The organism is Gammaproteobacteria bacterium, assembly GCA_013817245.1.
GTDB lineage: Bacteria > Pseudomonadota > Gammaproteobacteria > HTCC5015 > HTCC5015 > JACDDA01.
On the sequence record JACDDA010000003.1, the window covers coordinates 103,243 to 129,052 of the forward strand.

The window sequence follows — 25,810 nt, forward strand, 5'->3', positions numbered from 1 at the left end:
GAGGTCGCCATTATACCGTTATGCGGCATGCATCTGTAGCGCGTTCCACCACTAAAGAACACTTAATGCTTCGGCCACGGTATAAAATGATCCACATACTAAAACTTGACCGCCCGTTTGTTGCGCTGCTGCTTGGGCGGCTAACAATGCTTGTGGTAACGCACTAATCGTTACAGCGGCGACGTGTTGCGAATTTTCTGGCAACGCCGCGGCTAGTACTTCAGCATTCAGCGCCCGTGGATTATTGGGTGTAATTAAATGCCACGAAACCACGAGCGGTTCTAAAATTTCTAACATCTGTTTAGCGTCTTTGTCCGCCAATACGCCGAAAACGATATGCCAGGATCCTGACACGTTAGCCAAAACCGGAACAAGGGCGCGCATTGCCTGCGGATTATGCGCGACGTCTATCCATACATTTTCAGTAACGCGCTGTAGGCGTCCAGCTAAACGCACCTCACGCAAGCCCTGTTCAACCGCGATTTGCGTTACCGGCAGTCGTGTCTGCGAACAGGCTAAAACGCATAACACGGCGGCGGCATTTTGTAATTGATGCTCGCCGAGTAAAGCCGGCTTAGGTAAATCAGTCCAGCGCAAATGCGGGCCCTGCCACCATTGCCAGGTGTTATTGTTGAGGTGATAACCAAAATGTTGTCCTGCTTGATAGAGCTGCGGCTGCACGCGTTGGACTATTTCTGCGATGCTCTCGGGTGGATTTAACTCTGCCACAATCAGCGGCTGACCTTTACGCGCAATTCCCAGTTTTTCGCGCGCAATGCTATCGCGATCATTACCTAACCATTCGCAATGATCTAAATCAATCGTTGTAATCAACGCCACATCGGCATCAATTAAATTCACTGCATCGAGTCTGCCACCTAAACCAACTTCCAAAATAGCGACATCTAATGATTGTTCTGCAAAATATAAAAAAGCCGCCAACGTCCCGTATTCAAAATAGGTTAAGGCAATCTCTCCACGCGCCGCTTCAATGCGGGCGAAAATTGCGCATAAACTTTCATCGCTAATAGTTTGCTGATTAACCACGATGCGTTCGTTATATCGCAGTATGTGAGGTGAGGTATAACAACCCACACGATAACCCGCCGCGCGCAAGATACTTTCTAATAAAGCAACCGAAGAACCTTTGCCATTAGTACCGGCTACAGTAATAACATGGGGAGCAATGCGGGCAATAGCGAGGCGTTCGTACACAATGCGAACGCGCTCAAGAGTAAGATCAATCGATTTAAAATGCTGGCGTGTCTGCCAGTCTAGCCATTCAGATAAAGAATTAGGCTGTGAAGTGGATCCTATCAAAACACAACAACACTCAACAACACTAGGCCGCGGACACAGGTGCTTTTACACCGGAACGATAATGTAACATGCTGAAAATTGAAGCGACGGTCTCGCGCATTTGACCGCGCGGTACAATCATATCAATCGCGCCATGCGCTAATAAAAATTCACTACGCTGAAAACCTGCTGGTAATTTTTCGCGCACGGTTTGCTCAATCACACGTTGACCAGCAAAACCAATCAAAGCATTAGGTTCCGCAATATTGACGTCGCCTAACATGGCTAAGCTAGCTGATACGCCACCCGTAGTCGGATCCGTTAAAACTGATATAAAAGGAATGCCGCGTTCGGCAAGTTTTGCTAAGGCTGCGCTGGTTTTTGCCATTTGCATTAATGAATACAAACCTTCTTGCATACGTGCGCCACCGGATGCAGTAAAACAAATAAAAGGTACATTGTCCTGCAAGCAACGTTCAGCGCCGCGCACAAAACGTTCGCCGACTACTGAGCCCATAGAACCGCCAATAAAACGAAACTCAAAGGCAGCAGCGACGATAGGATTACCTAACAGTTGTCCGCGCATCACCACTAAGGCATCGGTTTCGCCGGTATTTTTTTGGAAGGTTACCAAACGGTCTTTATAGTTTTTAGTATCTTTGAAATGCAAAGTATCGATAGGCGTAATATCTGCGCCAATTTCTTCACGGTTTTCTGCATCTAAAAATAAATCTAAACGCTGACGCGCAAAGATGCGCATATGATTATTACATTTAGGGCATACATATAAATTACTGATCAGCTCTTCGTGATACAGCACATTGCTGCACGCTTCACATTTAATCCACAACCCTTCTGGCACAGAAGTTTTTTTGCTGTTGTTACCAACTTTAGAAGGAATCAGTTTTTCAAACCAGTTCATAATGGATCCCGTAACGTTATTTAATATTATTAAGCTGCATTTGCCGCAGCTAAGTCATTCAGTGCTGTACGTATTTCACTCACTAAATGCGCCATGGCTTTTTCAGCCTGCGCTGGCGAGTCTAGATGAGTTTCAATTTGTTTAATCAAGGCGCTGCCTACGATCAAGGCATCGGCAATTCGACCAATTTGACGCGCGCTCTCCGCATCCTTTATACCAAAACCTACGCCTAAGGGTAAGTCGCTGTATTGCCGAATCAAGGCTAACTTTTCCGTTACTGCGCCAACATCCAAACTTGCCGCACCGGTCACACCTTTAAGCGAAACATAGTATAAAAAACCGCTGCCGAGTTCTGCAATGCGCGCGATGCGTGCAGGAGTAGACGTTGGGGCGATTAAAAAAATCGGCGCTAAATTTTCTTCACGGAAAATAGCCACTGCTTTAACCGCTTCTTCCGGCGGCATATCAACTGTCAACACACCATCCACACCGTGCACTTGAGCCGCTTGTGCGAAAGTTTTATAACCCATAACTTCGATTGGATTTAAATAACCCATCAACACGACCGGTGTATGTTGATTGTGTTCACGAAACGCTTTCACCATCGCGAGTACATCACGTAAGCTTATGTTATGCACTAACGCGCGTTCGTGTGCGGCTTGAATGACGGGGCCATCCGCCATCGGATCAGAAAACGGTACACCTAATTCCAATACATCCGCACCGGCTTTCACCAATGCATGCATAAAACCAACGGTTGCATCAGGCTGAGGATCACCCGCAGTAATATAAGTAATTAAAGCGGCGCGTTTGGATTCGCGTAACAATGCAAATGTTTGGTCAAGTCGATTCATAACGTAATGCCTTGCAAATTAGCCACGGTATTCACGTCTTTATCACCGCGACCGGATAAATTAATAATAATAATTTGTTTAGCCGACATTTGCGGGGCGAGCTTAGCCGCATAAGCAATCGCATGCGCACTTTCTAACGCGGGAATAATGCCTTCCTTGCGCGTTAACAAATGAAATGCCGCCATCGCTTCTGCATCGGTCGCATTAACATAATTAACGCGGCCGCTATCTTTTAACCAGGAATGTTCAGGGCCTACACCGGGATAATCTAAACCTGCCGAAATAGAATGTGTGGCTTTAATTTGTCCATTTTCATCTTCCATTAAATAAGTACGGTTACCGTGTAAAACACCGGGCTTACCCGCACTTAATGGTGCAGCATGTTCGCCTGTATTAAGTCCGTGACCACCTGCTTCTACACCATACATAGCAACATCGGCATCATTTAAAAACGGATAAAATAATCCAATCGCATTTGAGCCGCCGCCCACACATGCAATTAATGCATCGGGTAAACGTTGTTCTGCTAATTGAATTTGTTCGCGCGCTTCACGCCCAATAATAGCTTGAAAATCACGCACCATCGCGGGATAAGGATGCGGTCCTGCAACAGTACCAATAATATAAAAAGTATTATCGACATTAGTCACCCAATCTCGCATCGCTTCATTCATTGCATCTTTCAACGTGCGCGAGCCTGATTTAACGGCAACCACGGTTGCGCCTAATAAACGCATGCGATAAACATTCGGTGCTTGGCGGACGATATCGTCTTCGCCCATATACACTACGCATTCCAATCCTAAACGTGCGGCTACCGTTGCGGTTGCTACACCGTGTTGACCTGCGCCTGTTTCTGCAATCACACGAGTCTTACCCATGCGTTTTGCTAATAATGCTTGGCCAATCGTGTTGTTAATTTTATGCGCGCCGGTATGGTTTAAATCTTCGCGCTTTAAATAAATTTTTGCGCCGCCCCATTCTTTTGTTAAACGTTCAGCAAAATATAATGGCGAAGGTCGACCCACGTAATGTTTTAAATCAGAGTGCAATTCATTAAGGAATTCTGGCGTGTCGCGATAACGCTCGTATGCAGCGGTTAACTCTTCAATAGGTGCCATTAAAGTTTCAGATACGAAGCGTCCACCAAATTCACCAAAGTGGCCGTTTTCATCGGGATATGCATGATAATTAATGTGATTCATAAGCTCGGACTTCCGTCATAAAAGCGCGTATTTTTTTCAATGATTTAATGCCTTTTCCATCTTCAACACCACTGCTCACATCTACGGCATAACAATTCGTTTGAGTCATGGCTGAGCTCACATTTTCCGGTGTGAGGCCACCCGCTAAAATGGTGGGGTGTGTAAGGTTAGTCGGTAACGCCTGCCAAGCAAATACTTGCCCCGAACCACCGGCTTCGCCAGCAGAAACCGTGTCTAATAAAAAACCGGCTGCGTTTGGATAGCGAAGCATAAAATCGTGTAAATCCGGTTGATCTTTCATGGGCACGGATTTTAAATAACGATACCCCCAACGATCACACTCTGCGGCCGTTTCTCGACCATGGAATTGCAGCATATCGAGCGGAACTTCCTCTAATACTGCACGAATTGCCTCTTCCGTCGCATCTAAAAACAAACCGACGACGGTTACAAAAGGTGGAACCTGTGCGGCAATTTGCCGCGCTTGCGACACACTCACATGACGCGCGCTCGGAGGATAAAACACCAGACCAATCGCATCCGCGCCACATTGTGCTGCTGCGAGCGCATCTTCTTCACGCGTAATGCCGCAGATTTTCACTCGGATTCGCGGCTTCATGCAGAATCGACCTTAAAAAAGAACGAAGTAATGTGCAACACCAAACAAAATCCAATAATTAACATCATCGTCGATGGGATTTATTACCGAGTTTTCCAGGGAACCCCTTAGAAAATCCTTTATAAATCCAACATTTTCAAAAAGCATCGTAGATTAGCAGATTTGGCTCTATCCCACACGCGGCGGACGCTAAGCAATATGAGGATAACGTGGCTCATTAGGCAAATTGAAGTGCTCCGGATAATAAACGCCCGTAAAGTACAGACCATCCGGCACCGCCGTTGCGGCCGCTCGCTCACGTTGGCGGCTTGCCAGTACTTCCGCTAACCAACCAGGTGATTGTACGCCCGCGCCCACGACTATTAAGCTGCCCATAATATTGCGCACCATATGATACAAAAATGCGTTGGCGCGAATATCCAACCACATCATTTCACCGGCTTGCGTTAACGTCGCGTATTGCACTTCACGTACCGGACTTTTTGCCTGACAACCCGCGCCGCGAAAAGCACTAAAATCATGTTGACCAATGAGGCTATGCAAAGCTTCACGCATAAATTCAATATTTAATTGTCGGTAATCCCATGTGACGTAACGGGGCAATAAAGCGGGACGCATGGGACGCATTAATAATATATAACGATAACTACGCGCTAGCGCCGAAAATCGAGCATGAAAATCATCGCTGACGTATTTGAACCACTGCACAGAAATAGTTTTAGGTAAATTAGCATTGATGCCAAAAATCCACGCGCGGTCATCACGCATGACATCAGTATCAAAATGGATGACTTGCGCAGTGGCGTGTACACCAGTATCGGTGCGACCCGCACAAACCACACGAATAGGATGATTAACGACTTTACTAATAGCGGCTTCAACCGCTGCTTGTACAGTGGCAGTATGCACTTGATATTGCCAACCTTTAAATGCGGAGCCGTTATATTCTAGCCCTAAGGCGATACGCATAAAAAATCGCTATTTAAAACTTTATTAGGCTATCTGTTCCAATAAAGAACTAGCTTCACGACGTTGTTCTTCATTACCTTCGCTTAACACTTCTTCCAACGTGCTGTTGGCGCCATCGTAATCGCCCATATCAAGATACGCTTTAGCTAAATCTAATTTGGTATCTACTTCATCAGCATCGCTATCGCCAATTAAAGAATCATCATCTTCATTATCGATATGGGTATCTTCACCGCCATCTTCATCAGCAAAATTAAACATTGTGTCATCAGTATCATCGTCATCATCAAAACTTACAGCGGGCGCAGCTTTTACTGGTTTCGCTGGTGTTTGGAAGTCTTCAAACAATAATTCATTTTCGTCATCTGCTAATAATTTGCTGTTGCCGCCGGTGGTAGCAACTTCAAAATCTTCCGTAAAATCTAAAGCGATAGTTTCTTCAGAACGACGATTAGAAGTAGGATCAATTTCATCCATTAAATCTTCTAAACCTAAATCAAATTCATCATCATCTTCTGCTTCCCCTGCATCGGCCGCGTCAATTAAGGTTTCGTTGCCAGCATCATCGCCGCCACCCTCAATTAACGTTTCGCCACCAAAATCCGCATCATCAATCAGGGTTTCATTGCCCATTTCAATACTAAATGGATCTTCAACTAAGGTTGCAGTACCCGTCTCATCTGCTGAATCATCGTCTAAACCTAACTCAGCGGCATCAAAATCTAAATCCATATCGCTGTCATCTATCGCAAGGGTTTCTTCAACCATTGTCGGCATATCAAAATCTAAAGCATCATCGTCTGATTCAAGCGCGTTATTGCCGAGCAGATCACCATCAAACTCTAAATCGTCTTCTAGCGAAACAACCACGTCGGTTGAATTTGCATCAAGATCTAAATCAAACTCTAGATCGCTACTGCCATCATCCAAATTAAAATCGGGTGCAGCCTCAGTGTCAGTATCAGAATCTGAGAAATCAAGATCCGGTGTTTGTGGTTTAGCCGGCGCTAATTCTGCCAAATTCACGCCTGCAGCCGACTCACCTGCAAACAAAGCATGATCGGGGGCTAATTGTTTACCCATTGCAACCGCTTTAGCCCATAAACGACCTTTTGCCTTAGTCGCTTTTTTCAAGCTATCGGCAGCGGTTAAGAAAGTCGCTTGATGTTTATTGGCAGTCGCTGTGTCATTTTCATCCTGCGCGTCTTTTACCATCGCATAATAACTTTCAACGAGCTTATATTTATAATCATTGCGCGCAGGATTATCTGCAATCGCTTGTTTCAATAATTCTTCGGCTTGATCAAATAGTTTATAGGCGAGATATACGTCTGCTTCCGCCGTTGTATCATCCATGACCTCGTCTTCTTCAGGTTCATCGATAATAGGCAGCGCTTCAATAATAGTGGGGCTTTCTTGATAATCTGTTTTAGACGTTAATTTTGGTGTTGGTTTACCAAAAATCTCATCCGCTACGTCATCACCATCTTGAGTGCCACCAAGTTCATCATCACCAAAAATTTGGTCTTCAATAGAACGCTCTACCGGAAAATCTTCATCGTCATCTTCAGGCGGCATATTAATAATAATTTTTTTATTCTTATTTTTATTGCCTTGAAATACGGCCAACAGAGGCGCAAACATTTCACTTAGCTTTTCACCAAATGAAGCAGTAGGCGCAGCTCGAGATTGCATACTATTTGATTTAATTTTAGGTTTGTTATCTTGAGTGCTGCCAGTCACCATTTTAAAAATGGCAAATATAATGCCGAGTAAAATTAATAATACTGCAGCTAAAACGCCCAAGCCTAACGGACTTTCTAAAGCATCCGCCAGCATCATGTTATAAGGTGCGGGTAATGAATTATAAATTAGCGCTAATGGGCCCGTTGGTTTACGTGTAACAGGCGTGGGTGCGGGTTCTATCGCTATGGGTTTTTCTGCAACATCACTATCAACCACATCACTATTAGCAATATCATTTGCCGCATCTGTATTATTTTCAATGTCAGTTTTATCGAGTGCGTTGGTATTAGCAGGAGCAGCAGGAGAAGTATCTTTAGTTATTACGGTATTCGAGGGATCAATTGGCTTACTAACAGACGGGCTAACAGATTTACTCGCCGGCGAAACATCTGTCACCGGCGCCGAAAGGTTATTTCTTTGGGACTCCCCCAGCGGGGCACCCTCCGAGGCGCCAGCAGAAGATTTTATTTTAGAGGGTTTGTCAGCAGTAGGTACGCTAGGTTTTGTAGTGGCTGCCGCTTTATTTTTGGCTTCTAACTGTGCTTGTAATTGTGCAAGCTGCTCATCCCGCAGAGAAATAATGCGTTGCATGGTTTTGATTTGTTTTTCCAAATCAGTTAGACGTGAACGTAGTTCATTTTTCTCAACACGTTCTGCAGCTAATGCTTCACGCGCTAACTTCAAATCGTTTTGCTTAACATCACCAGCATCACTGCCGGCTTGGTTGCCACTAGCAGACTTACTGCTTTTAGAGTTGCTAGGTGCGAGCAGATCTAAGCGCGCATCTGCTTTTGCAACAGTGGGCCGACTACCGCTTTCAACGCCCATGGTAGCAGCACCGGCAATTTGACCGCTGTACTCGCGCCATAAAGCATTTTGTTCTTTAATTTGGGCAGCTGCATCAGCATAACTGATAGCACTCATAGCTTGACCATCAGGCATACGCAAAACATAACCTTTGCGCACACTGTTTACATTGTTGCGAATAAACGCATCTGGATTGGTTTGCAAAATAGCTAACATCGCTTGATGCACGCTAACATTTGCCGGTTTATATTTTTCCGCAATTTCCCACAAGGTGTCACCAGCTACCACTTTATGATCACCGCTTTGCGCAGGTGGTTTGACAGTTGGCTTAGTAGATTTTGCCAACTCTTCTGCTTTGATTTGTGCTAATACCGCAGCCGTTGCAACCTTGTCATAAGGAATGCTTTCGTCAAACTCTAATTCAATATCCGGGAATTCAGCAGCATCAGTGAAGACGGGCGTTTCCGCAGCAGCTTCCATCACAGCGGTTTCATCGCTGACTGGAACTGATACTGAAGCTTCCGCGATTGGCGCTACAGCATCATTATTATTTTCAATTTCTATTTCGGGTAAGCCAGGGATCACTGCAACTTGATCGCCAGTCGCTGCGCCGTTTTCGCCAAAATCAAACGCATCGCCAGCAGGAGGTTCGGTGGTAGCAGGTAAAGGCACTATCTCGCGCTGTATCGGTGCAGGCTCACTAAGCGCCGGCATTACAGGTGCTGGCACGATAGCGGGTTGAACCGCAGGTTGTGCTGTTGTTTCAGATGGCGTGGTGAATACAGGAGGATCTAATAATAAGGTGTACTCGCGCACCAAACGACCTCGAGGCCATTCGACATCTACGAGAAAACTCAAAAATGGTTCGCGAATTAAATCTTTGCTGGAAACTTTGATGTACTGACTGCCATTCGGCTTTGCTGCAATTTGGAAACTCAGCTTGGTCAGGTAGAAGGGACGCTCTAAACCTGCTTGTTGAAATACTTGTTCTGACGCCAGCTTAACAATCATGCCGTCTGTTTCGCCGGGCTTAGTTGAAGTTAAAGCAATTTCAGCGTCTAAAGGCTGATTTAATGCCGAAAAAACTTCAATATCGCCCAGACCTAATGCATGCGCGGCGCTTGCACCTAGCACAATAAGTCCGATGAGTAATGCTGCCGTTATTTGTCGCACGTGAAGCTCTGCCCCCAAATTGCCATACCTACACCCCCGTCAGACAATTTATCTATATATCCCACGGGGATACGTGGTCTTTTGAGAATATACTTTAAATAAATTACTTTAACAACATGCAATAACAATAACTTACAGATAGTTTTTAAGCAACAATTCAGCAATTTGCACGCTATTAAGTGCTGCCCCTTTACGCACATTGTCCGCCACAACCCACAAGTTTAGCCCCCGCGGATGCGAGACATCTTCGCGAATGCGGCTGACATAGACGGGATCATGATTAGCACCTTCTGTTACAGCGGTCGCGTAACCGCCTGCTTTGCGCTCATCTAACACTACTACGCCGGGCGCTTTGGCCAATAAAGCACGGGCATCTTCAACGCTGATCTTGCGGCGCGTTTCAATATGAAGCGCTTCCGAATGACCGTAAAACACAGGCACACGCACTGCGGTAGGATTAACCATAATGGTGTCGTCGCCCATGATCTTCTGAGTTTCCCAGACCATTTTCATTTCTTCTTTGGTGTAGCCGTTATCCATAAATACGTCGATATGCGGCAACACATTAAAAGCGATTTGTTTTGGATAGACTTCGCAATCAGCGGCTTTACCATTTAACAAATTAGCCGTTTGTTGAGCCAGCTCTTCAATCGCTTCTTTACCGGTACCCGATACCGCTTGGTAAGTCGCCACATTAATGCGCTCAATACCTACCGCATCATAAATAGGCTTTAAAGCCACCAGCATTTGAATCGTTGAACAATTAGGGTTTGCGATAATGCCGCGATTTTTATACTCCGCAATTTTGTGCGGATTAACTTCAGGCACGACTAAGGGAATATCATCGTCATAACGAAACTGCGACGTGTTGTCGATCACAACGCAACCCGCAGCTGCGGCTTTCGGCGCATACTCTGCTGATACTGAAGCGCCTGCTGAAAACAAACCAATCGGCGTTTTACTAAAATCAAATTCCGCTAAATTTCCGACTCTGATGTGCTTGCCGTTAAATTCTATCGTTTTACCCGCGGAGCGTTCGCTCGCCAACGGGAACACTTGATCAACGGGAAATTTACGCTCAGCCAAAATGGCTAACATAGCTTCACCGACAGCGCCGGTAGCACCAACTACCGCAACATTCACTTTCTTACTCATAGCGGATCTGCACTCTCAAATACGGTTTAACGAAAAAAGTCGCGCATTATAACGCGAAGCCTTTGTTGCTGCATCTTTACGCACATAAGCCTATCTATGCACGTAATGCCTGCGTAATAGCATCACCCATTTCTGCGGTACTAACGACACGCGTGCCTGCCGTTGCAATGTCTGCACAACGCAAACCTGCATCTAACACTTTAGCTACCGCCTGCTCTATGCGATCCGCCAATGCGGCTTCGTTAAAGGTGTAACGCAATAACATTGCTAAAGACAAAATCGTCGCGATCGGATTCGCAACGCCTTTGCCTGCGATATCAGGCGCCGAACCATGTACGGGCTCATACATACCTTTGGCGTCTTCATTTAAAGAAGCCGATGGCAACATACCTATCGAACCCGTTAACATCGCGGCGATATCTGACAATATATCGCCAAACAAATTACTGGTAACCATCACATCAAATTGTTTCGGTCGTGCCACTAATTGCATAGCGGCGTTATCAACATACATATGCGACAAACTCACCGCAGGATATTCTTGCGCAACCCGTGTAACCACTTCACGCCACAACTCAGATACTTCTAAAACGTTGGCCTTATCAACTGAACAAACGCGCTTATTACGCTTCATAGCAATTTCAAACGTTGCGCGTGCAATGCGTTCAATTTCGGGTTCTGAATAACGCATCGTATTAAAACCTTCGCGTTGTTTGTCGGCGTTCAGACCCAAACCGCGTGGCTGACCAAAATAAATACCCCCGGTTAATTCGCGAACAATCATAAGATCTAAACCTGCAACCAATTCTGTTTTTAAACTAGAAGCTGCGGCTAGCTGCGGATACAAAATAGCGGGACGCAAATTTGCAAACAAACCAAAAGTTGAGCGCAATCCTAATAAACCACGCTCAGGCCGTAATTCACGCGGTAAGTTGTCGTAACGCGGACCACCGACTGCGCCCAACAAAATAGCATCCGCAGCGCGACATGTTTTTAAAGTGCTTTCTGGCAATGGATGTTTTTCTGCATCGTAAGCCGCGCCACCGACTAAGGCCTTTTCCGTTTCAACATTCAGAGCGAATTCGTTATTCAACACCGTTAATACTTTTAATGCTTCGACCATGATTTCCGGACCTATGCCATCACCCGCTAAAATTGCGATTTTTTTTGTCATGCAGCTTTACTCACTAAAAATAAATTAATAAAAGATTTTAATATCAAGAAAATAACCAAGGCGAGGTTTGTTTACGTTGCTGCTCATACGCTCGAATAGCCTCAGCGTGTTGCAAGGTTAAAGCAATGTCATCTAAACCGTTCAACAAACGATGACGTCGATAATCGGCAATATCAAAGGCTATTTTTTCACCGTTAGGTTGCATAATATTTTTATCGTGCAAATCAATCGTTAATTTATAGCCTGCATTTTCTGCAACATCGACAAACAATTGATCGATAATGTCAATCGACAAAATAATCGGCAATAAACCATTCTTAAAACTGTTATTAAAGAAAATATCCGCATAACTCGGTGCAATTACTGCGCGAATGCCATAATCATCCAAAGCCCAGACGGCGTGTTCGCGCGATGAACCACAACCAAAATTATCGCGTGCTAATAAAATATTCGCGCCTTGGTAACGTCCTTGATTTAACACGAAATCAGGATTGATTCGGCGTTGCGAATGATCCATACCGGGCTCGCCCGCATCAAGATAACGCCAATCATCAAACAAGGTTGGACCAAATCCACTGCGCTTAATCGATTTCAAATACTGTTTAGGAATAATCGCATCGGTATCAACATTGGGGCGATCAAGCGGCACGACAATGCCAGTTACTTGCGTAAATGCTTGCATATTAATTCACCTATAAAATAATTTAGAAATTTCGCACATCAACAAAATGCCCTGCAATAGCCGCCGCAACTGCCATGGCTGGACTCACTAAATGCGTGCGCCCGTTTAAACCTTGGCGACTTTCAAAATTCCGATTGGAAGTTGAAGCGCAACGTTCGAAAGGTTCAAGACGATCAGCGTTCATGGCTAAACACATTGAACAACCGGGTTCGCGCCATTCAAAACCCGCAGCAAGAAATAATTTATCTAAGCCTTCTTGTTCCGCTTGTTGTTTTACTAAACCCGAACCTGGTACCACCAATGCGAGTTTTATATTATTCGCCACTTTACGATTTTTAATCACAGCTGCTGCTGCACGTAAATCTTCAATGCGCGAATTAGTGCATGAGCCAATAAATACTTTATCAATTTGAATATCACTTATCGCAGTGCCTACTTGTAAACCCATGTACTTCAAAGCATTGCGCATACCAATAGCCTGCACTTCATTTTTAGCATGTTCCGGATTGGGCACAAGCTCATCAATCGCGACGACCATTTCCGGCGATGTACCCCAAGTAACTTGGGGTTTGATCGTTGCCGCATCGAGATGAACAACACGATCAAATTGCGCGTTGTTATCGCTGTGTAATGTTTGCCAGTAATTAACGGCTGCTTGCCACTGTGTACCTGTTGGTGCGAAAGGTTTACCTTTGAAATAGGCGATGGTTTTTTCATCTGCTGCAACCATGCCAGCACCTGCGCCCGCTTCGATTGCCATATTACAAATCGTCATGCGGCCTTCCATACTCAAACTGCGAATCGCGCTACCGCCAAACTCAATCGCGTAACCCGTGCCGCCTGCTGTGCCAATATGTCCAATAATCGCTAACACAACATCTTTAGCCGTAACACCTACACCTAATTCACCATCAACAGAAATTAATAAATTTTTAGATTTTTTTAAAACCAAACATTGCGTAGCAAGCACATGCTCAACTTCCGAAGTACCAATGCCAAATGCCAATGCACCAAACGCGCCGTGGGTAGAGGTATGCGAATCACCGCACACCACCGTCATGCCGGGCAAGGTTGCGCCCTGTTCAGGCCCAATCACATGCACAATCCCTTGACGAATATCGTCCATACGAAATTCTGTGATGCCGTACGTTTTGCAATTGTCATCCAAGGTTTGAATTTGAATTTTTGAAATAGGATCACTAATCCCTTCACTACGTTTGGTGGTCGGCACATTGTGATCCGGCACGGCTAAAATAGAATCCACGCGCCAAGGCTTGCGATTGGCCAAACGTAAACCTTCAAAAGCCTGCGGTGACGTCACTTCATGGACTAAATGCCGATCTATATATAAGAGTGCGGTACCATCGGCATCTTCGCGCACAAGATGTGCATCCCATAATTTATCGTAAAGCGTTTTGGCCATAACAAGTCTTCCTCTTACTGATTCAACAATGGGCAAAGTGTAGTAATAAGACTAGAATTACTCCAATTCATAATTTTCATTTATTGCATTCCAATTAAGAATACATGACGGTGCCAGCAGATATGGATACGCACAACCTCAAAGCCTTTTTAGCCGTCGCCGATACGGGCTCATTTTCGATGGGAGCAGAACGCTTATTTCTAACCCAGCCCGCCATTAGCAAACGCATTGCGGCTTTAGAAAGTCAGCTGGATACCCGGTTATTTGATCGCATTGGACGACAAATCCAACTCACCCCAGCCGGTACCATTCTTTACGAACATGCACATCGCATTTTACAAGACATGGAAGACAGTCGACGCGCCATGGCGAATCTTGATCAACACATCAAAGGTTCACTAAAAATTGCGACTAGTCATCACATTGGTTTGCATCGTTTGCCCTTAATTCTGCAACGTTATAACCAACAGCATCCGCAAGTAACGTTAGATATACGTTTTATGGATTCGGAAGAAGCTTGCGCCTTAATTGAAAATGGCACGCTAGAGCTTGCCATCATTACGTTACCGGATATCAACAAACCTCATCTGAGTTTATTACCTATCTGGGAAGATCCACTCAGTATTGTGATTGCGCCACACCATGTTTTAAAAACCAATGCGACCTTGCTCGAACTTAGTCATTACCCTGCCATTCTTCCCGATAAAAATACTTTTACGCGTCGACTTATCGAACAACGCTTAACAAAACAGCGAATTGATTGTCAGGTCAGCATGGAAACTAATTATTTAGAAACCATTAAAATGTTAGTAAGCACGGGTTTAGGTTGGAGTGTATTGCCCAACACGATGATTGATAATAGTTTGCGTATTATTAGTGCTGGGGAAAATATCGCCGTAAGGCGTTTAGGCGTAGCGACGCATCAACAACGAACTTTATCAAATGCAGCTAATGCTTTATTACAAGAAATTAAAATATCCGTACAGTAATCATCAACGCGTTTCATCTTTACTTAAAACTTCACCTTCAATCACACGCGCATCATTAATATTCGTGCGCGCCCTAGAACGATTTTTCTGAAAGTTTTGACTCATTGCCACCGCCATCCGACCTAACAATAAGCGACCACTCATTATTCCAACAATCCGCAATATAAAATATAAAACCAAAGCGCATAACAAAGGTGACATGACCGCCCACCAACTTATGTCAGTAGCACCCGCCAACTTCACTACGATTAAAACAATTTGCGCTATAAAACCAGCAACAATCAATAAACAGCCCAATAACAAAGCACGCACACTATTTTCCTTACAAAATTAAACTGAATATTAATTCGGCAAACTATTACGATAGGCTTGATGGTAAATCTCTAACAAAGTTACCAGTGCCGCTAAAATAATAGGACCGACAATAATTCCAACCGCACCAAATAACGCGATGCCACCTAAGGTGCTAACTAAAATCAATAAATCTGGCATGCCAGACTCACTACCTACAATATAAGGTCGCAAAACATTATCAATACTACCGACCAACAATGTACCCCATACACACAAACCAATCGCTTCTGTGGCCTGCCCTGTGACTAACAAATAAACACAGATTGGCAACCAAATAACCGGCGCACCTAAGGCTGGAATAGCAGACAACAAGATAACCATCCCACCAAAAAAAAGCGCACCTGGAACACCTAATACCACCAGCGCAAGTCCTATCAACACCCCTTGTGCAACGCCAATTATTAAAATACTTTTCAAAACACTTTTAGTCACCACCAATATTTTATTGGTAACCGTACTAAACTCTAGATCCGTCAAAGGTAGATACGCAACGACCTTTTCGCGCCAAACAGGACCGCACACAAAAAAGAAAAGCATGGCATACAACATGACAAAAACATCTAACAATAATCTAAAGGTACCCCGCGTAAATAAAGACAACGTTTGCATAATAAAATTGCCAGCCGAGTTCATAAGCTGACCAATTTTTCCTATTATGCTGTGCTTATAAGGTGCTAATACATCTGCAAATGGCACCCAACGGGGAATACGTCTTAAACGCGCAGTCGCCTGTAATTGCTCAGTAACCCAAGGCGTTATATTTTTAGTAAGCTCAATCGCTTCTATGCTAAATAAACTAATAAATCCCGCCAAAGGAATCCCTACCACCGCACACAATAACAATACAATAGTTGCGGACGCCAATATAGGACGACGCTGGAAAAAAGTTATGCGTAACAAACGAGTATATAAAGGATAAAGAAATGCCGTGAAAATAGCGGCCAACATAATGGCTATTAAAAAATCCCGCACCATGAATGCAAACAACGCCACCAATGCCAATGTGACTAGCAAAATAAATATCTTACGATAAGGTGCATCCATCGTTGGCGTCGTCATAAAGCTTAGTCCATAAAGAAATCGGGGCGCGCATCATAACACGCACTTTTAGGCAGAAAAGCGAGCCAGCGAACATAGATCGACAATTTACTCGCCCTTGTGAGGGGCCTATCCCCCACATTATTTAGGAATTTTTCTGGCGAATTGACCCATCTGATGAAATAATCCGCGCCCGTAAGCTGCGGCTCAGGAATCGACTCTCCCCGGCTGCTCACCAATACTTCAATAGCGTGGATACCCTCTCTTGATTACGACAGCTAATATCACCATGCAATTCGGCGCTAAACCGCTGTTCGAAAATGTTTCCGTTAAATTTGCTAATAACAATCGCTACGGCCTTATTGGTGCCAATGGCTGCGGCAAATCCACCTTCATGAAAATTTTAGGGGGCGACTTAGAAGCTTCCTCCGGTAACGTGTCCTACGATCCCAACAAACGCGTCGCAAAATTAAAACAAGATCAATTTGCTTACGAAAATTTCACCGCAATTGACACCGTCATCATGGGTCACACCGAGCTATGGACGATTAAACAAGAACGCGATCGCATTTACGCACTCCCCGAAATGAGCGATGCAGAAGGCAGTCGCGTAGCGGAACTCGAAGGCGAGTTTGCGGAACTCGACGGCTACACGGCAGAATCACGTGCATCTGAATTATTATTAGCTGTCGGTATTCCATTAGAACAACACAACGGCCCGATGAGCGAAATCGCACCGGGTTGGAAATTACGCGTATTACTTGCGCAAGTATTGTTTTCTGATCCCGACGTCATGCTGCTCGACGAACCTACCAACAACCTCGATATTGATACCATTCGCTGGTTAGAAAATGTACTCAATGAACGCAACGCTACGATGGTTATCATTTCGCATGATCGACATTTTTTAAATAGTGTCTGCACGCATATCGCTGATTTAGATTATGGCGAATTACGTTTGTATCCCGGCAATTATGATCAATACATGACGGCTGCTACCTTAGTACGCGACCAATTATTATCAGGCAATGCGAAAAAATCGGCGCAAATCGCCGAGCTTCAAGCCTTTGTTAGTCGTTTTTCTGCGAATGCGTCTAAAGCGAAACAAGCCACATCGCGCGCGCGGCAAATTGACAAAATTCAATTAGATGAAGTGAAATCTTCCAGCCGCGTCAGTCCTTACATTCGTTTTAATCAAAAGAAAAAGCTTTATCGTAATGCGCTAGAAGTTAAAGGTTTAACTAAAGCGTATGACAACATTACGCTGTTTAAAAATTTAGATTTATTAATCGAAGTGGGCGAGCGTGTGGCCATCATCGGTCCGAATGGTGCCGGCAAAAGTACCTTGCTACGCTGTTTAATGAATGAAGTCGAACCTGATCAAGGCACCATCAAATGGTCAGAAAATACGGAACTCGGTTATTACGCGCAAGATCACGCGCGCGATTTTGCTAAAAATATGACTTTATTTGAATGGATGAGTCAATGGCGTCGTCCCTCTGACGATGACTTAACCATTCGCGCGACCTTGGGACGTTTATTATTCTCGCAAGATGACATTAATAAATCCGTGAAAATTATTTCCGGCGGTGAACAAGGTCGCATGTTATTCGGTAAACTAATGCAGCATGACCCCAACATCATGTTGCTCGATGAACCAACTAACCATTTAGATATGGAATCTATCGAAGCGTTAAACCTTGCGCTAGAACATTATCAAGGTACTTTATTTTTTGTCAGTCACGACAGAGAGTTTGTCTCATCACTGGCTACTCGCATTTTAGAATTAACACCTGCAGGTATAGTAGATTTCCGAGGCAATTACGAAGATTATTTAAGAACTAAAACCATCTGATTATTTTATTTTAAATCGGACTGTAACGCTGAAAGGTTTTTAATTCGGTGCGCGCAATTAAATAACCAACCGCGGCAATCACAGCACACGCAAGATAAGTCGCAGAGCCGCCCCAACTGTCCCAACTATAACCCGCTAACCAAGACCCTAACGCACCGCCAGCGCCAAAGGTAATACTAGAATAAAGGGCTTGGCCACGGCCGTGTAAAGAGCCTGTAAAATAACGATGTACATGATTGATCATCACCGCATGAAACATTCCAAAACTAAATGCATGTAATGTTTGACTGAAAAACAATATCACCGGTTGATCTACAAACACGGCTGTTAATACCCAGCGCAATACCGCAAAAGCTAAACAACACTGCATTAACACGACCGCGCCATAACGCGGCAATAAACGATTCATATAAAAAAATACAATCACTTCCGCAATAACGCCTACCGCCCAATAAATACCTACTTGGGTTTTGCTATAACCATGCGCTTCTAAATAAATCGAGAAAAATGAATAATAAGGGCCATACGCTACTTGCATTAAAAAAGCCGCAACAAAAATCAACAACACCGCAGGTTGCTTAAATATCGACCACACACTCACAGTAGAATAATTATCAACGACCTGTTCTTTCGCGGCCGGCATTAACAAAGTTACCAACCATGCGAGACCAAACCATACCAACAATATATATGGCAATACCGCTTGCCCCCACCATGTTAATAAAGGTCCCGTACACAACACGGTTATAATAAAACCAATCGAACCCCATAAACGTATTTGGCTATAACGATGATGATCATCGCCGAGGTGCAACAACGTCATTACTTCAAATTGCGGCATACCTGCATTAGAAAAAAATCCAAATAAAAACATCACACACGCAAACCACCACCAGCTTTGATTTAACAAAACGCCAGCAAAACACAACATGGTAATGAATGTGGTAATTTGAATAATGCGCAAGCGATAACCCACCCGATCAGCCAACCAACCCCAGAGATAAGGCGCAATAATTTTGGTGCTCGCTAACACCGCCATCAATTGACCAATGGCAATTGCATCAAAGCCTAAACTTTTAAGATAAGGTCCCCAATAAGGCACCATTGCGCCTAACGCGCAGAAGTAAAAAAAATAACAACTAGAGAGTCGCCAATAAGGCGCGGGGGCAAAATTACTTTGATTATTTAACATACGCAGGAATAACAGGTACTCCTGATATTACATCCGCATTTTGTGCACGATGCCGTAATGCATGATCCATTAATACTAAAGCTAACATCGCTTCAGCAATCGGCACCGCACGAATCCCTACACAAGGATCATGACGACCTTTGGTGCTAATGTCGGTAGCTTCACCTTGCGCATTAATCGTACGACCCGGCACCCGAATACTAGATGTAGGTTTAAGCGCAATATGCACATCAATAATTTGGCCACTACTAATTCCACCTAACACACCACCCGCATGATTAGATAAAAAACCTTGCGGCGTTATTTCATCGCGATGCTCAGAGCCTTTTTGTGCAACGGCAGCAAAACCAGCGCCGATTTCTACACCTTTAACCGCATTAATCGCCATCATCGCAGACGCAATATCCGCATCGAGCCGATCAAAAATAGGTTCACCCCAACCGGGCGGTACACCTTCTGCTTGCACACTAATCCGTGCGCCAATCGAATCACCGGCGCTACGCAAATCATCCAGCAATTGTTCTAGCGCGGGAACCTGCTGCGCATCTGGAAAGAAAAACGGATTATGTTCAACCACTGACCAATCGTGCACTTGCGCTTTAATATCGCCAATTTGTGAAACATATCCACGAATACTGACCGAAAATTTTTCGGCTAAATATTTTTTCGCAATTGCGCCGGCTGCAACGCGCATAGCCGTTTCACGCGCAGAAGAACGACCGCCGCCACGATAATCACGTGTGCCATATTTTTGTGTATAGGTGTAATCGGCATGACCCGGACGAAATTTATCCGCGATTTCGCCATAATCTTTAGAGCGTTGATCGGTGTTATGAATCAATAACGCAATCGGTGTGCCGGTCGTTTTACCTTCGAATACACCCGATAAAATCTGGACAACATCATCTTCACGACGCTGTGTCGTGTGACGAGAAGTACCTGGTTTGCGTCTATCCAAATCCGGCTGTAAATCAGCCTCGCTTAAACTCAAACCCGGCGGACAACCATCAACAATACAGCCAATAGCGGGCCCATGGCTTTCGCCGAAGCTGGTGACTACAAAAAGTTTTCCAAAACTATTTCCTGACATGGCCGCTATTTTACGGGATAACGCGATTTACACCTAGGCCATCGACAGGAATATTACCGAACACCATTAAAAAAATACGTCATGTCTGCGGCTGATCATTAAACAATCCAAAGTCTAGAATAAATCCTGCGGTTTTTAGCGCTGAATGATTTTGCAGCATATAATACTGACTACAAAGGCACCCTATGTCCCTATTTGACCCTGACAACTTAGAACACAATAATGACATTTTGCTGCAACATTTCACGCAGCAAGACGTCGAAAAAGCCAAACAACGGCTATTAACACGTTTTCGTGTGCATCATGGCTTGCTCATTAGCCTAACTGACGATTCTATTATTACTCCCGATGATCTCGAAACTTTCCGCTCGCAAGCAGGCGAGCTCGCTGATCAAGAAACCAAAACCGATTTAGAAATAGAACAACTAAAAATTCTCACCGTATTAACTTACGTGTTAATGGAAGCAGGACAATCTGCGGACTACGATCCCGTATTTGATCCTGATAGTCCCGAAGCTCAATTCCCTTATATTCATCACTACATTATTCGCAAACTGCAAGCCGATGCGAACAAACTCAGTTATGCCGATATCGAAGAATTAATTGTTTACGAAAATCGCCTACTGCGCAGTTTGCCGGCAGAAAGTCATATTAAAGAAACAGCGAGTTTGAATGAGCTTTGCAGTGCGGACGGCCGCGCCTTTATATTAGTTAACAGCGCTAATGGCATAGCGTTACAAGCGCCGAAGAAAACCAAAACCGCGCCTAAAGAAATCCAAGAAGATATTACTACTCGTAATGCCGATGCTCGTTCTGAAGCTGCACTCGATCAGAGTTCCCCCTTTATTGTTACACCGACTACCGGCCTGCCTTCCATCGTATTAAAAGACGAAACGGCGGCATTACTGATCGACAATCTAGTATTAAAAGCTTATCCCAGCGGCATCAAAGTCGCCGCATCTTCTTATGTGGGCAAAGGCCGCACTCACAATGAAGATGCCAGCGTACTAATACCCTCGCATGATCAAATTACTGTCATCGATGGTATGGGCGGCTACGGTAATGGTGTGGCAATGCGTGATGTATTTGTCGAACACTTACTAAAAAATCCCGGCGATATTCAGGCTACCGCGCTCGCGACACAAATAGCCTATGACGAAATGAAAGTTCCACAAGGCGGTGTCTGCGTCTTGTCGGCGCAAGTCCGACGCGAAAATCAATTTTTCAAAGTGCATTTATCGCAAGCGGGCGATGTGCATGCCTTATTAGTCGATAATACTGGTGATGTAAAATATGAGTCCGTTGATGAAGCGATTGGCCACCAAGTAATTAATGCCATTATTGCGCGCTCAACGACCGAATCACATCGCGTCGCTGGCTGGCATAAATTCGGCGTATTAACTGAAACCCATTTATTTGCAAAACGCGGCTGGCGTTTAGCCATTTATTCTGATGGTGTTGGCAATCATTTAAAGAAACATGAAGTCACTGGCGCCATTATTAATTGCACATTAAAACAAGCGGTAGCTCAGATATCAGATTTAATAGATAGCGCTATGCAAAAAACCGGCGCTTACTGTGACAATGCTTCGATTGCAATTATAGAGTTTTAAAAAACTACGGACGCTTTAAAGGTGTATCGTGCATCGGCATATGTTTTTTAAGTTCGGCTAATAATTCTTTTTCAATACCATCCAAACCTTGAATTTTATCAGCCGCCGCCTGCCCCAACCAACCCATCAACTGACTTTTCTTTTTCGCAAAATAATCCAAAATAAATTGTTCTGATTTAATCATGAAACGAATCGTGCTTTGTGGATCTATTTGCGAAAAGGGATTACGCGCAATTTGCAATGCGGAGCTTTCTTGCAATAAACAATAATGACTCAACAAACCAAACAAACTCGTGCGTACTTGATCCATATATTTGCTGACGTATTTAAATGATGTAGGGCTGATGCTCGCGTCCACTACTACGTCTAGCCAATTAGTTAAATCGGTTTCAGAAATCAATACTTCGGCTGCACGTTTATCTTCTAATAAAGAACTGATTTGTTTTCTAAATTGTTCAACTTTTATTTGTGCGGCTTGTGATAATAGCTGCGCTTTCCCGCCGGTGGCTGCGGTTAACGCATTTAAATCACGATGCACGCTATCAATTTTAGCTTGCACTTGTTCGGTTAATTGTTTGGTTTCGACGATGCGTTTTTCGATGGCTTCCATTTCAGTACCAACAATTGCTAAGCGCAAATAAAAATACCGCGCCAACGAACCTTCAAGCTCATTCCATTGTGCAGCTAGCCGTTCAATCGCATGTTCAAATTGCGGTCGGTACTGTTCAGCTCGCTCCAACCAATCTTCTAAAATTAATTTACCATGCAGCACATGTTTGCTTTCACGGCGAAACTCTTTAACTAAATCATCCACTTCACGAATTTTAGGTAATAAAAATTGCCGCACTTGCGCATCACGGCCTTTTTCCCAGCGATTGTATAAAACAATTAATTCTGCAACGCGTTGTTTAAAATTTTTATACGCGGGCATATGGCCGCCATGGGTTTTACTGGCCATCAAGGCCTCAACCACTTCTTCATTAAACAAAACCGTCATTTCCACGCGCTGATCTAATTCACGCGCATTAATTTCAAATAAAATATTTTCCACGACCGAACGATTATGCGAAGGAATTAAATCGAGAATATTTTCTGGCATTAATTCAGGTAAAGCATCAATCGGAATCGCCGCGAGATCATCAGCATCCAGCGTATTCGCCAGCTGACAAAACTCCTGCACCGACATGGTGACGGAATCTATGGGTACTTGTTTGTCCATTAAAATACTCCCCAACATAAGCCGATCCTTGGCGTACAAACGCTGAAAACATCAAACATAACGGCATCACCGGCGGCAACTTGAGTGTTATTCACCTGCGAAGACCTACCTTGATATAACCATAGCGCGTATCCCGAACAAAGCAGTCGTCGTCGGTCAGACAGGATAAGCCAATTATCTTTGCGCTGTACGCAAGCAAAAATGCCTTAAATGAGTGCGTGGATGGGGATTCAAAACCTAATAAAACAAGGAAAAACGGCTCGTTCAGAGGTATTTTCAAATCTTTGCGATTAGCGGCAGCAAAATAATTTTACGAATATGAGGATTCAAAAAAAGTCATCAAATCAGCAGCAGAGATCATCAAGACACCATGCCCGCCTTCAGCAAACTCCGGCCATATAAAAGGCACATCCGGATAAGCCCTGATTAAAGCCTCCATGCTATTACCCACTTCCATTACCAACCAACCCTCCGGTGTTAAAAAATCACTCGCTTGCTGCAAAATCTGCCGTGCAATCAACAAACCATCGGCGCCAGCAATCAAACCCAACACCGGCTCTTGATGATATTCAGTCGGCATCTGGGCAAAGTCGTCTTCATCCACATACGGTGGATTGCTAACGATTAAGTCATAACGTTGAGGCGGCAGACCTGTGAACACATCGGCCTGATATAAGCGCAGACGATCATGCAGATCATGCATCTGCACATTGGCCTGCGCCACACTCAAAGCTCCCGCATCAATATCAGTGGCGTCAACGAAGGCTTCCGGAAAGGCGTACGCACAGGCAATGGCAATACAAGCACTGCCTGTGCACAAATCTAAAATTCGGCTAGGCACATCTAATAGCCACGGCTCAAAACCTACCATAATTAATTCTGCTAAAGGCGAACGCGGCACCAAGACACGCTCATCCACCTGAAAAGGCAAGCCACAAAACCATGCCGTTCCGGTTAAATACGCCAAAGGCTTACGGGTACTAATTCGCTGTTGCAATAAAGCCTGAATCGCCGCGCCTTGTGCGGCACTTAATGCTTCGTGCAAATCCTCTACCGATTCTTGCGGCGAACGTTGCAAGGCGTGCAGCACCAACCAAAACGCTTCATCGACGGCGTTATCCGTACCATGTCCAAAATATAACTGGGCAGCCACCATTTCCGCGGCTACCGTTTGCACCCAATCATTTAATGTTTTTGTTTCGCTCACACTATCCACACTTAATTTAGCTATTCAGATTACTGCGCCTTGCAGGATACCAACACGGGTGCGATCATGCGCACCTGCTTGGTTTCATGCGTAGGCACTTTCATGTTGTTCAATATTCAGAAAAAAATACTTGTCTTAGTAATTACCAGCGTTGGCATTATAGCCCTGGCCAGTGGCGTTTACTTCAGCTATTTACAGCACAACACTGCACCGCCCGAATTAGCTCAAACCATGTGGTACCCCGCAGAATATCCTGCGATACCGGCGTTTAACCTCGTTGATCAACACGGACAAGCTTTCACCGAAAAACAATTACAAGGTCAGTGGCATTTATTATTTTTTGGCTATACACATTGCCCTGACGTGTGTCCCATGACATTGCATGTTTTAAAAGAAGTCCAAACTCAATTAGACGCGCAACAATTAAACGCGAACGTAAAAATCATTTTAGTGAGCGCCGATCCGCAGCGCGATACGCCAGTGGTTCTCAGCAGTTATTTAAATTATTTCGATCCGCGCTTTATCGGTCTCACTGGCGATCTTACGCAACTGCAACAACTTGCTCGCAGTGTCGGCGCCTATTTTGCACCTGCAGAAGAAGACACCGAATCCATCGGCGAAAATCCGGATGTTTATAATGTGGATCATTCAGCGGGCATTTTTATGATTAATCCGAAAGGCAAACCTTACGCTTTACTACAAGCGCCACATGATGCCACCCAACTCACGCACAACATTCTCACCATTTTGGAGCAGCCATGAAAAATATTTTATTAAGTTTAGTTAGCATCGTCGGCATAGGATTTATCACTAACAGTTACGCGCTGAATTTACCGCTGGGGTTTATCAATCCTTACGTAGCAGAAGCACCACCTAATGCAAAAGCATTAGCAGCCTACGTGCAAATCAAAAACCTGGGCAATAATGATACGGCACTTGCTAGCGTTAGCAGCCCAGATTTTGAAAAAGTAGAAATTCACAGCATGTCTATGGAAAACGGGGTTATGCATATGGCGGAGCAGAAAAATTTAAGCATTCCTGCCAATAGCGAGGTCATTCTTAAAAGCGGCGGCTTGCACATTATGTTGATTAACCCTAAACGCGCACTTAAAGCCGGCGACTCCGTAGAAATATTATTTACCGAACAAAACAACACCACTCATCTCATTGATGCACAGGTTAAACGTATTGGCGCTCACAACAAATAAACGCGCAGATTCGCAGC

The 25,810-nt window shown here is 44.4% G+C and carries 22 protein-coding genes; 5 read left to right on the forward strand and 17 right to left on the reverse strand.

Going from position 1 to position 25,810, the window contains the following annotated elements; all coding sequences use genetic code 11:
- Nucleotides 1-51: 51 nt before the first annotated feature.
- From folC to leuC, 11 genes are all read right to left on the reverse strand, one after another.
- Nucleotides 52-1,317, reverse strand: coding sequence for a bifunctional tetrahydrofolate synthase/dihydrofolate synthase (gene folC, locus H0W44_05085; protein ID MBA3581812.1), 1,266 nt, complete (start codon nucleotides 1,315-1,317; stop codon nucleotides 52-54).
- Between the two features lie 25 nt (nucleotides 1,318-1,342).
- The gene (locus H0W44_05090; GenBank protein ID MBA3581813.1) at nucleotides 1,343-2,221 is read right to left on the reverse strand and encodes an acetyl-CoA carboxylase carboxyltransferase subunit beta; all 879 of its coding nucleotides are present in this window, start codon (nucleotides 2,219-2,221) and stop codon (nucleotides 1,343-1,345) included.
- 29 nt (nucleotides 2,222-2,250) lie between these two features.
- Complete coding sequence (locus H0W44_05095; GenBank protein MBA3581814.1) at nucleotides 2,251-3,075, reverse strand: tryptophan synthase subunit alpha; 825 nt, start codon at nucleotides 3,073-3,075, stop codon at nucleotides 2,251-2,253.
- Nucleotides 3,072-4,280 carry a tryptophan synthase subunit beta gene (gene trpB / locus H0W44_05100; protein ID MBA3581815.1) on the reverse strand — a complete coding sequence of 403 codons (1,209 nt, stop codon included), beginning with the start codon at nucleotides 4,278-4,280 and terminating at the stop codon, nucleotides 3,072-3,074. The genes H0W44_05095 and trpB overlap by 4 nt, the downstream gene beginning before the upstream one ends.
- Complete coding sequence (locus H0W44_05105) at nucleotides 4,267-4,899, reverse strand: phosphoribosylanthranilate isomerase (protein ID MBA3581816.1); 633 nt, start codon at nucleotides 4,897-4,899, stop codon at nucleotides 4,267-4,269. The genes trpB and H0W44_05105 overlap by 14 nt, the downstream gene beginning before the upstream one ends.
- Before the next feature lie 189 nt (nucleotides 4,900-5,088).
- A complete protein-coding gene (truA, locus tag H0W44_05110) occupies nucleotides 5,089-5,868 on the reverse strand; it encodes a tRNA pseudouridine(38-40) synthase TruA (protein ID MBA3581817.1) in 780 nt (259 codons plus the stop codon).
- Nucleotides 5,869-5,892: 24 nt separating this feature from the next.
- A complete protein-coding gene (locus H0W44_05115) occupies nucleotides 5,893-9,594 on the reverse strand; it encodes a hypothetical protein (GenBank protein MBA3581818.1) in 3,702 nt (1,233 codons plus the stop codon).
- A 132-nt stretch (nucleotides 9,595-9,726) separates the two neighbouring features.
- Nucleotides 9,727-10,749: an aspartate-semialdehyde dehydrogenase gene (locus tag H0W44_05120; protein MBA3581819.1), complete on the reverse strand. Its 1,023-nt coding sequence runs from the start codon at nucleotides 10,747-10,749 to the stop codon at nucleotides 9,727-9,729.
- 94 nt (nucleotides 10,750-10,843) lie between these two features.
- On the reverse strand, nucleotides 10,844-11,923 hold the full coding sequence (gene leuB, locus H0W44_05125; protein ID MBA3581820.1) for a 3-isopropylmalate dehydrogenase: 1,080 nt from the start codon (nucleotides 11,921-11,923) through the stop codon (nucleotides 10,844-10,846).
- Between the two features lie 43 nt (nucleotides 11,924-11,966).
- A complete protein-coding gene (gene leuD / locus H0W44_05130) occupies nucleotides 11,967-12,605 on the reverse strand; it encodes a 3-isopropylmalate dehydratase small subunit (GenBank protein MBA3581821.1) in 639 nt (212 codons plus the stop codon).
- Between the two features lie 22 nt (nucleotides 12,606-12,627).
- Nucleotides 12,628-14,028 (reverse strand): 3-isopropylmalate dehydratase large subunit, encoded by a 1,401-nt coding sequence (gene leuC, locus H0W44_05135; protein MBA3581822.1) that lies wholly within the window; start codon nucleotides 14,026-14,028, stop codon nucleotides 12,628-12,630.
- A gap of 122 nt (nucleotides 14,029-14,150) precedes the next feature.
- On the opposite strand from leuC, the gene H0W44_05140 reads away from it, so the two are divergent.
- The gene (locus H0W44_05140; GenBank protein ID MBA3581823.1) at nucleotides 14,151-15,017 is read left to right on the forward strand and encodes a LysR family transcriptional regulator; all 867 of its coding nucleotides are present in this window, start codon (nucleotides 14,151-14,153) and stop codon (nucleotides 15,015-15,017) included.
- A gap of 3 nt (nucleotides 15,018-15,020) precedes the next feature.
- On the opposite strand, the gene H0W44_05145 is transcribed toward H0W44_05140, so the two are convergent.
- Both H0W44_05145 and H0W44_05150 read right to left on the reverse strand, forming a co-directional pair.
- The gene (locus H0W44_05145; GenBank protein MBA3581824.1) at nucleotides 15,021-15,329 is read right to left on the reverse strand and encodes a hypothetical protein; all 309 of its coding nucleotides are present in this window, start codon (nucleotides 15,327-15,329) and stop codon (nucleotides 15,021-15,023) included.
- Between the two features lie 30 nt (nucleotides 15,330-15,359).
- Nucleotides 15,360-16,430 (reverse strand): AI-2E family transporter, encoded by a 1,071-nt coding sequence (locus H0W44_05150; GenBank protein MBA3581825.1) that lies wholly within the window; start codon nucleotides 16,428-16,430, stop codon nucleotides 15,360-15,362.
- 244 nt (nucleotides 16,431-16,674) lie between these two features.
- Between H0W44_05150 and H0W44_05155 the strand changes: the two genes are divergently transcribed.
- Nucleotides 16,675-18,264 carry an ABC-F family ATPase gene (locus tag H0W44_05155; protein ID MBA3581826.1) on the forward strand — a complete coding sequence of 530 codons (1,590 nt, stop codon included), beginning with the start codon at nucleotides 16,675-16,677 and terminating at the stop codon, nucleotides 18,262-18,264.
- A 10-nt stretch (nucleotides 18,265-18,274) separates the two neighbouring features.
- Here the strand turns inward: H0W44_05155 and H0W44_05160 are convergent, their stop codons facing one another.
- A complete protein-coding gene (locus tag H0W44_05160; protein ID MBA3581827.1) occupies nucleotides 18,275-19,456 on the reverse strand; it encodes an MFS transporter in 1,182 nt (393 codons plus the stop codon).
- The gene (gene aroC, locus H0W44_05165; GenBank protein ID MBA3581828.1) at nucleotides 19,446-20,546 is read right to left on the reverse strand and encodes a chorismate synthase; all 1,101 of its coding nucleotides are present in this window, start codon (nucleotides 20,544-20,546) and stop codon (nucleotides 19,446-19,448) included. The genes H0W44_05160 and aroC overlap by 11 nt, the downstream gene beginning before the upstream one ends.
- Nucleotides 20,547-20,731: 185 nt before the next feature.
- On the opposite strand from aroC, the gene H0W44_05170 reads away from it, so the two are divergent.
- Nucleotides 20,732-22,159 carry a hypothetical protein gene (locus H0W44_05170; GenBank protein MBA3581829.1) on the forward strand — a complete coding sequence of 476 codons (1,428 nt, stop codon included), beginning with the start codon at nucleotides 20,732-20,734 and terminating at the stop codon, nucleotides 22,157-22,159.
- Between the two features lie 4 nt (nucleotides 22,160-22,163).
- Here H0W44_05170 and H0W44_05175 read toward each other — a convergent pair whose 3' ends face one another.
- Together H0W44_05175 and prmB are read right to left on the reverse strand one after the other, a co-directional pair.
- Nucleotides 22,164-23,396: a hypothetical protein gene (locus tag H0W44_05175; protein MBA3581830.1), complete on the reverse strand. Its 1,233-nt coding sequence runs from the start codon at nucleotides 23,394-23,396 to the stop codon at nucleotides 22,164-22,166.
- A 292-nt stretch (nucleotides 23,397-23,688) separates the two neighbouring features.
- Nucleotides 23,689-24,609: a 50S ribosomal protein L3 N(5)-glutamine methyltransferase gene (prmB, locus tag H0W44_05180; protein MBA3581831.1), complete on the reverse strand. Its 921-nt coding sequence runs from the start codon at nucleotides 24,607-24,609 to the stop codon at nucleotides 23,689-23,691.
- A gap of 78 nt (nucleotides 24,610-24,687) precedes the next feature.
- On the opposite strand from prmB, the gene H0W44_05185 reads away from it, so the two are divergent.
- Together H0W44_05185 and H0W44_05190 are read left to right on the forward strand one after the other, a co-directional pair.
- On the forward strand, nucleotides 24,688-25,347 hold the full coding sequence (locus H0W44_05185) for an SCO family protein (GenBank protein ID MBA3581832.1): 660 nt from the start codon (nucleotides 24,688-24,690) through the stop codon (nucleotides 25,345-25,347).
- The gene (locus tag H0W44_05190; protein ID MBA3581833.1) at nucleotides 25,344-25,793 is read left to right on the forward strand and encodes a copper chaperone PCu(A)C; all 450 of its coding nucleotides are present in this window, start codon (nucleotides 25,344-25,346) and stop codon (nucleotides 25,791-25,793) included. Before H0W44_05185 ends, H0W44_05190 begins: the two co-directional genes overlap by 4 nt.
- Nucleotides 25,794-25,810 lie beyond the last annotated feature (17 nt).

What these genes read in the sequence shown, in the direction of transcription:
- H0W44_05185 (MBA3581832.1), top strand. Translation starts at nt 24,688, where the DNA reads ATGTTGTTCAATATTCAGAAAAAAATACTTGTCTTAGTAATTACCAGC.
- H0W44_05190 (MBA3581833.1), top strand. Translation starts at nt 25,344, where the DNA reads ATGAAAAATATTTTATTAAGTTTAGTTAGCATCGTCGGCATAGGATTT.
- leuB (MBA3581820.1), bottom strand. Translation starts at nt 11,923, where the DNA reads ATGACAAAAAAAATCGCAATTTTAGCGGGTGATGGCATAGGTCCGGAA.
- H0W44_05170 (MBA3581829.1), top strand. Translation starts at nt 20,732, where the DNA reads ATGTCCCTATTTGACCCTGACAACTTAGAACACAATAATGACATTTTG.
- H0W44_05120 (MBA3581819.1), bottom strand. Translation starts at nt 10,749, where the DNA reads ATGAGTAAGAAAGTGAATGTTGCGGTAGTTGGTGCTACCGGCGCTGTC.
- H0W44_05090 (MBA3581813.1), bottom strand. Translation starts at nt 2,221, where the DNA reads ATGAACTGGTTTGAAAAACTGATTCCTTCTAAAGTTGGTAACAACAGC.
- trpB (MBA3581815.1), bottom strand. Translation starts at nt 4,280, where the DNA reads ATGAATCACATTAATTATCATGCATATCCCGATGAAAACGGCCACTTT.
- H0W44_05095 (MBA3581814.1), bottom strand. Translation starts at nt 3,075, where the DNA reads ATGAATCGACTTGACCAAACATTTGCATTGTTACGCGAATCCAAACGC.
- H0W44_05105 (MBA3581816.1), bottom strand. Translation starts at nt 4,899, where the DNA reads ATGAAGCCGCGAATCCGAGTGAAAATCTGCGGCATTACGCGTGAAGAA.
- truA (MBA3581817.1), bottom strand. Translation starts at nt 5,868, where the DNA reads ATGCGTATCGCCTTAGGGCTAGAATATAACGGCTCCGCATTTAAAGGT.
- H0W44_05160 (MBA3581827.1), bottom strand. Translation starts at nt 19,456, where the DNA reads ATGTTAAATAATCAAAGTAATTTTGCCCCCGCGCCTTATTGGCGACTC.
- H0W44_05140 (MBA3581823.1), top strand. Translation starts at nt 14,151, where the DNA reads ATGGATACGCACAACCTCAAAGCCTTTTTAGCCGTCGCCGATACGGGC.
- leuC (MBA3581822.1), bottom strand. Translation starts at nt 14,028, where the DNA reads ATGGCCAAAACGCTTTACGATAAATTATGGGATGCACATCTTGTGCGC.
- leuD (MBA3581821.1), bottom strand. Translation starts at nt 12,605, where the DNA reads ATGCAAGCATTTACGCAAGTAACTGGCATTGTCGTGCCGCTTGATCGC.
- H0W44_05175 (MBA3581830.1), bottom strand. Translation starts at nt 23,396, where the DNA reads ATGTTGGGGAGTATTTTAATGGACAAACAAGTACCCATAGATTCCGTC.
- H0W44_05150 (MBA3581825.1), bottom strand. Translation starts at nt 16,430, where the DNA reads ATGACGACGCCAACGATGGATGCACCTTATCGTAAGATATTTATTTTG.
- aroC (MBA3581828.1), bottom strand. Translation starts at nt 20,546, where the DNA reads ATGTCAGGAAATAGTTTTGGAAAACTTTTTGTAGTCACCAGCTTCGGC.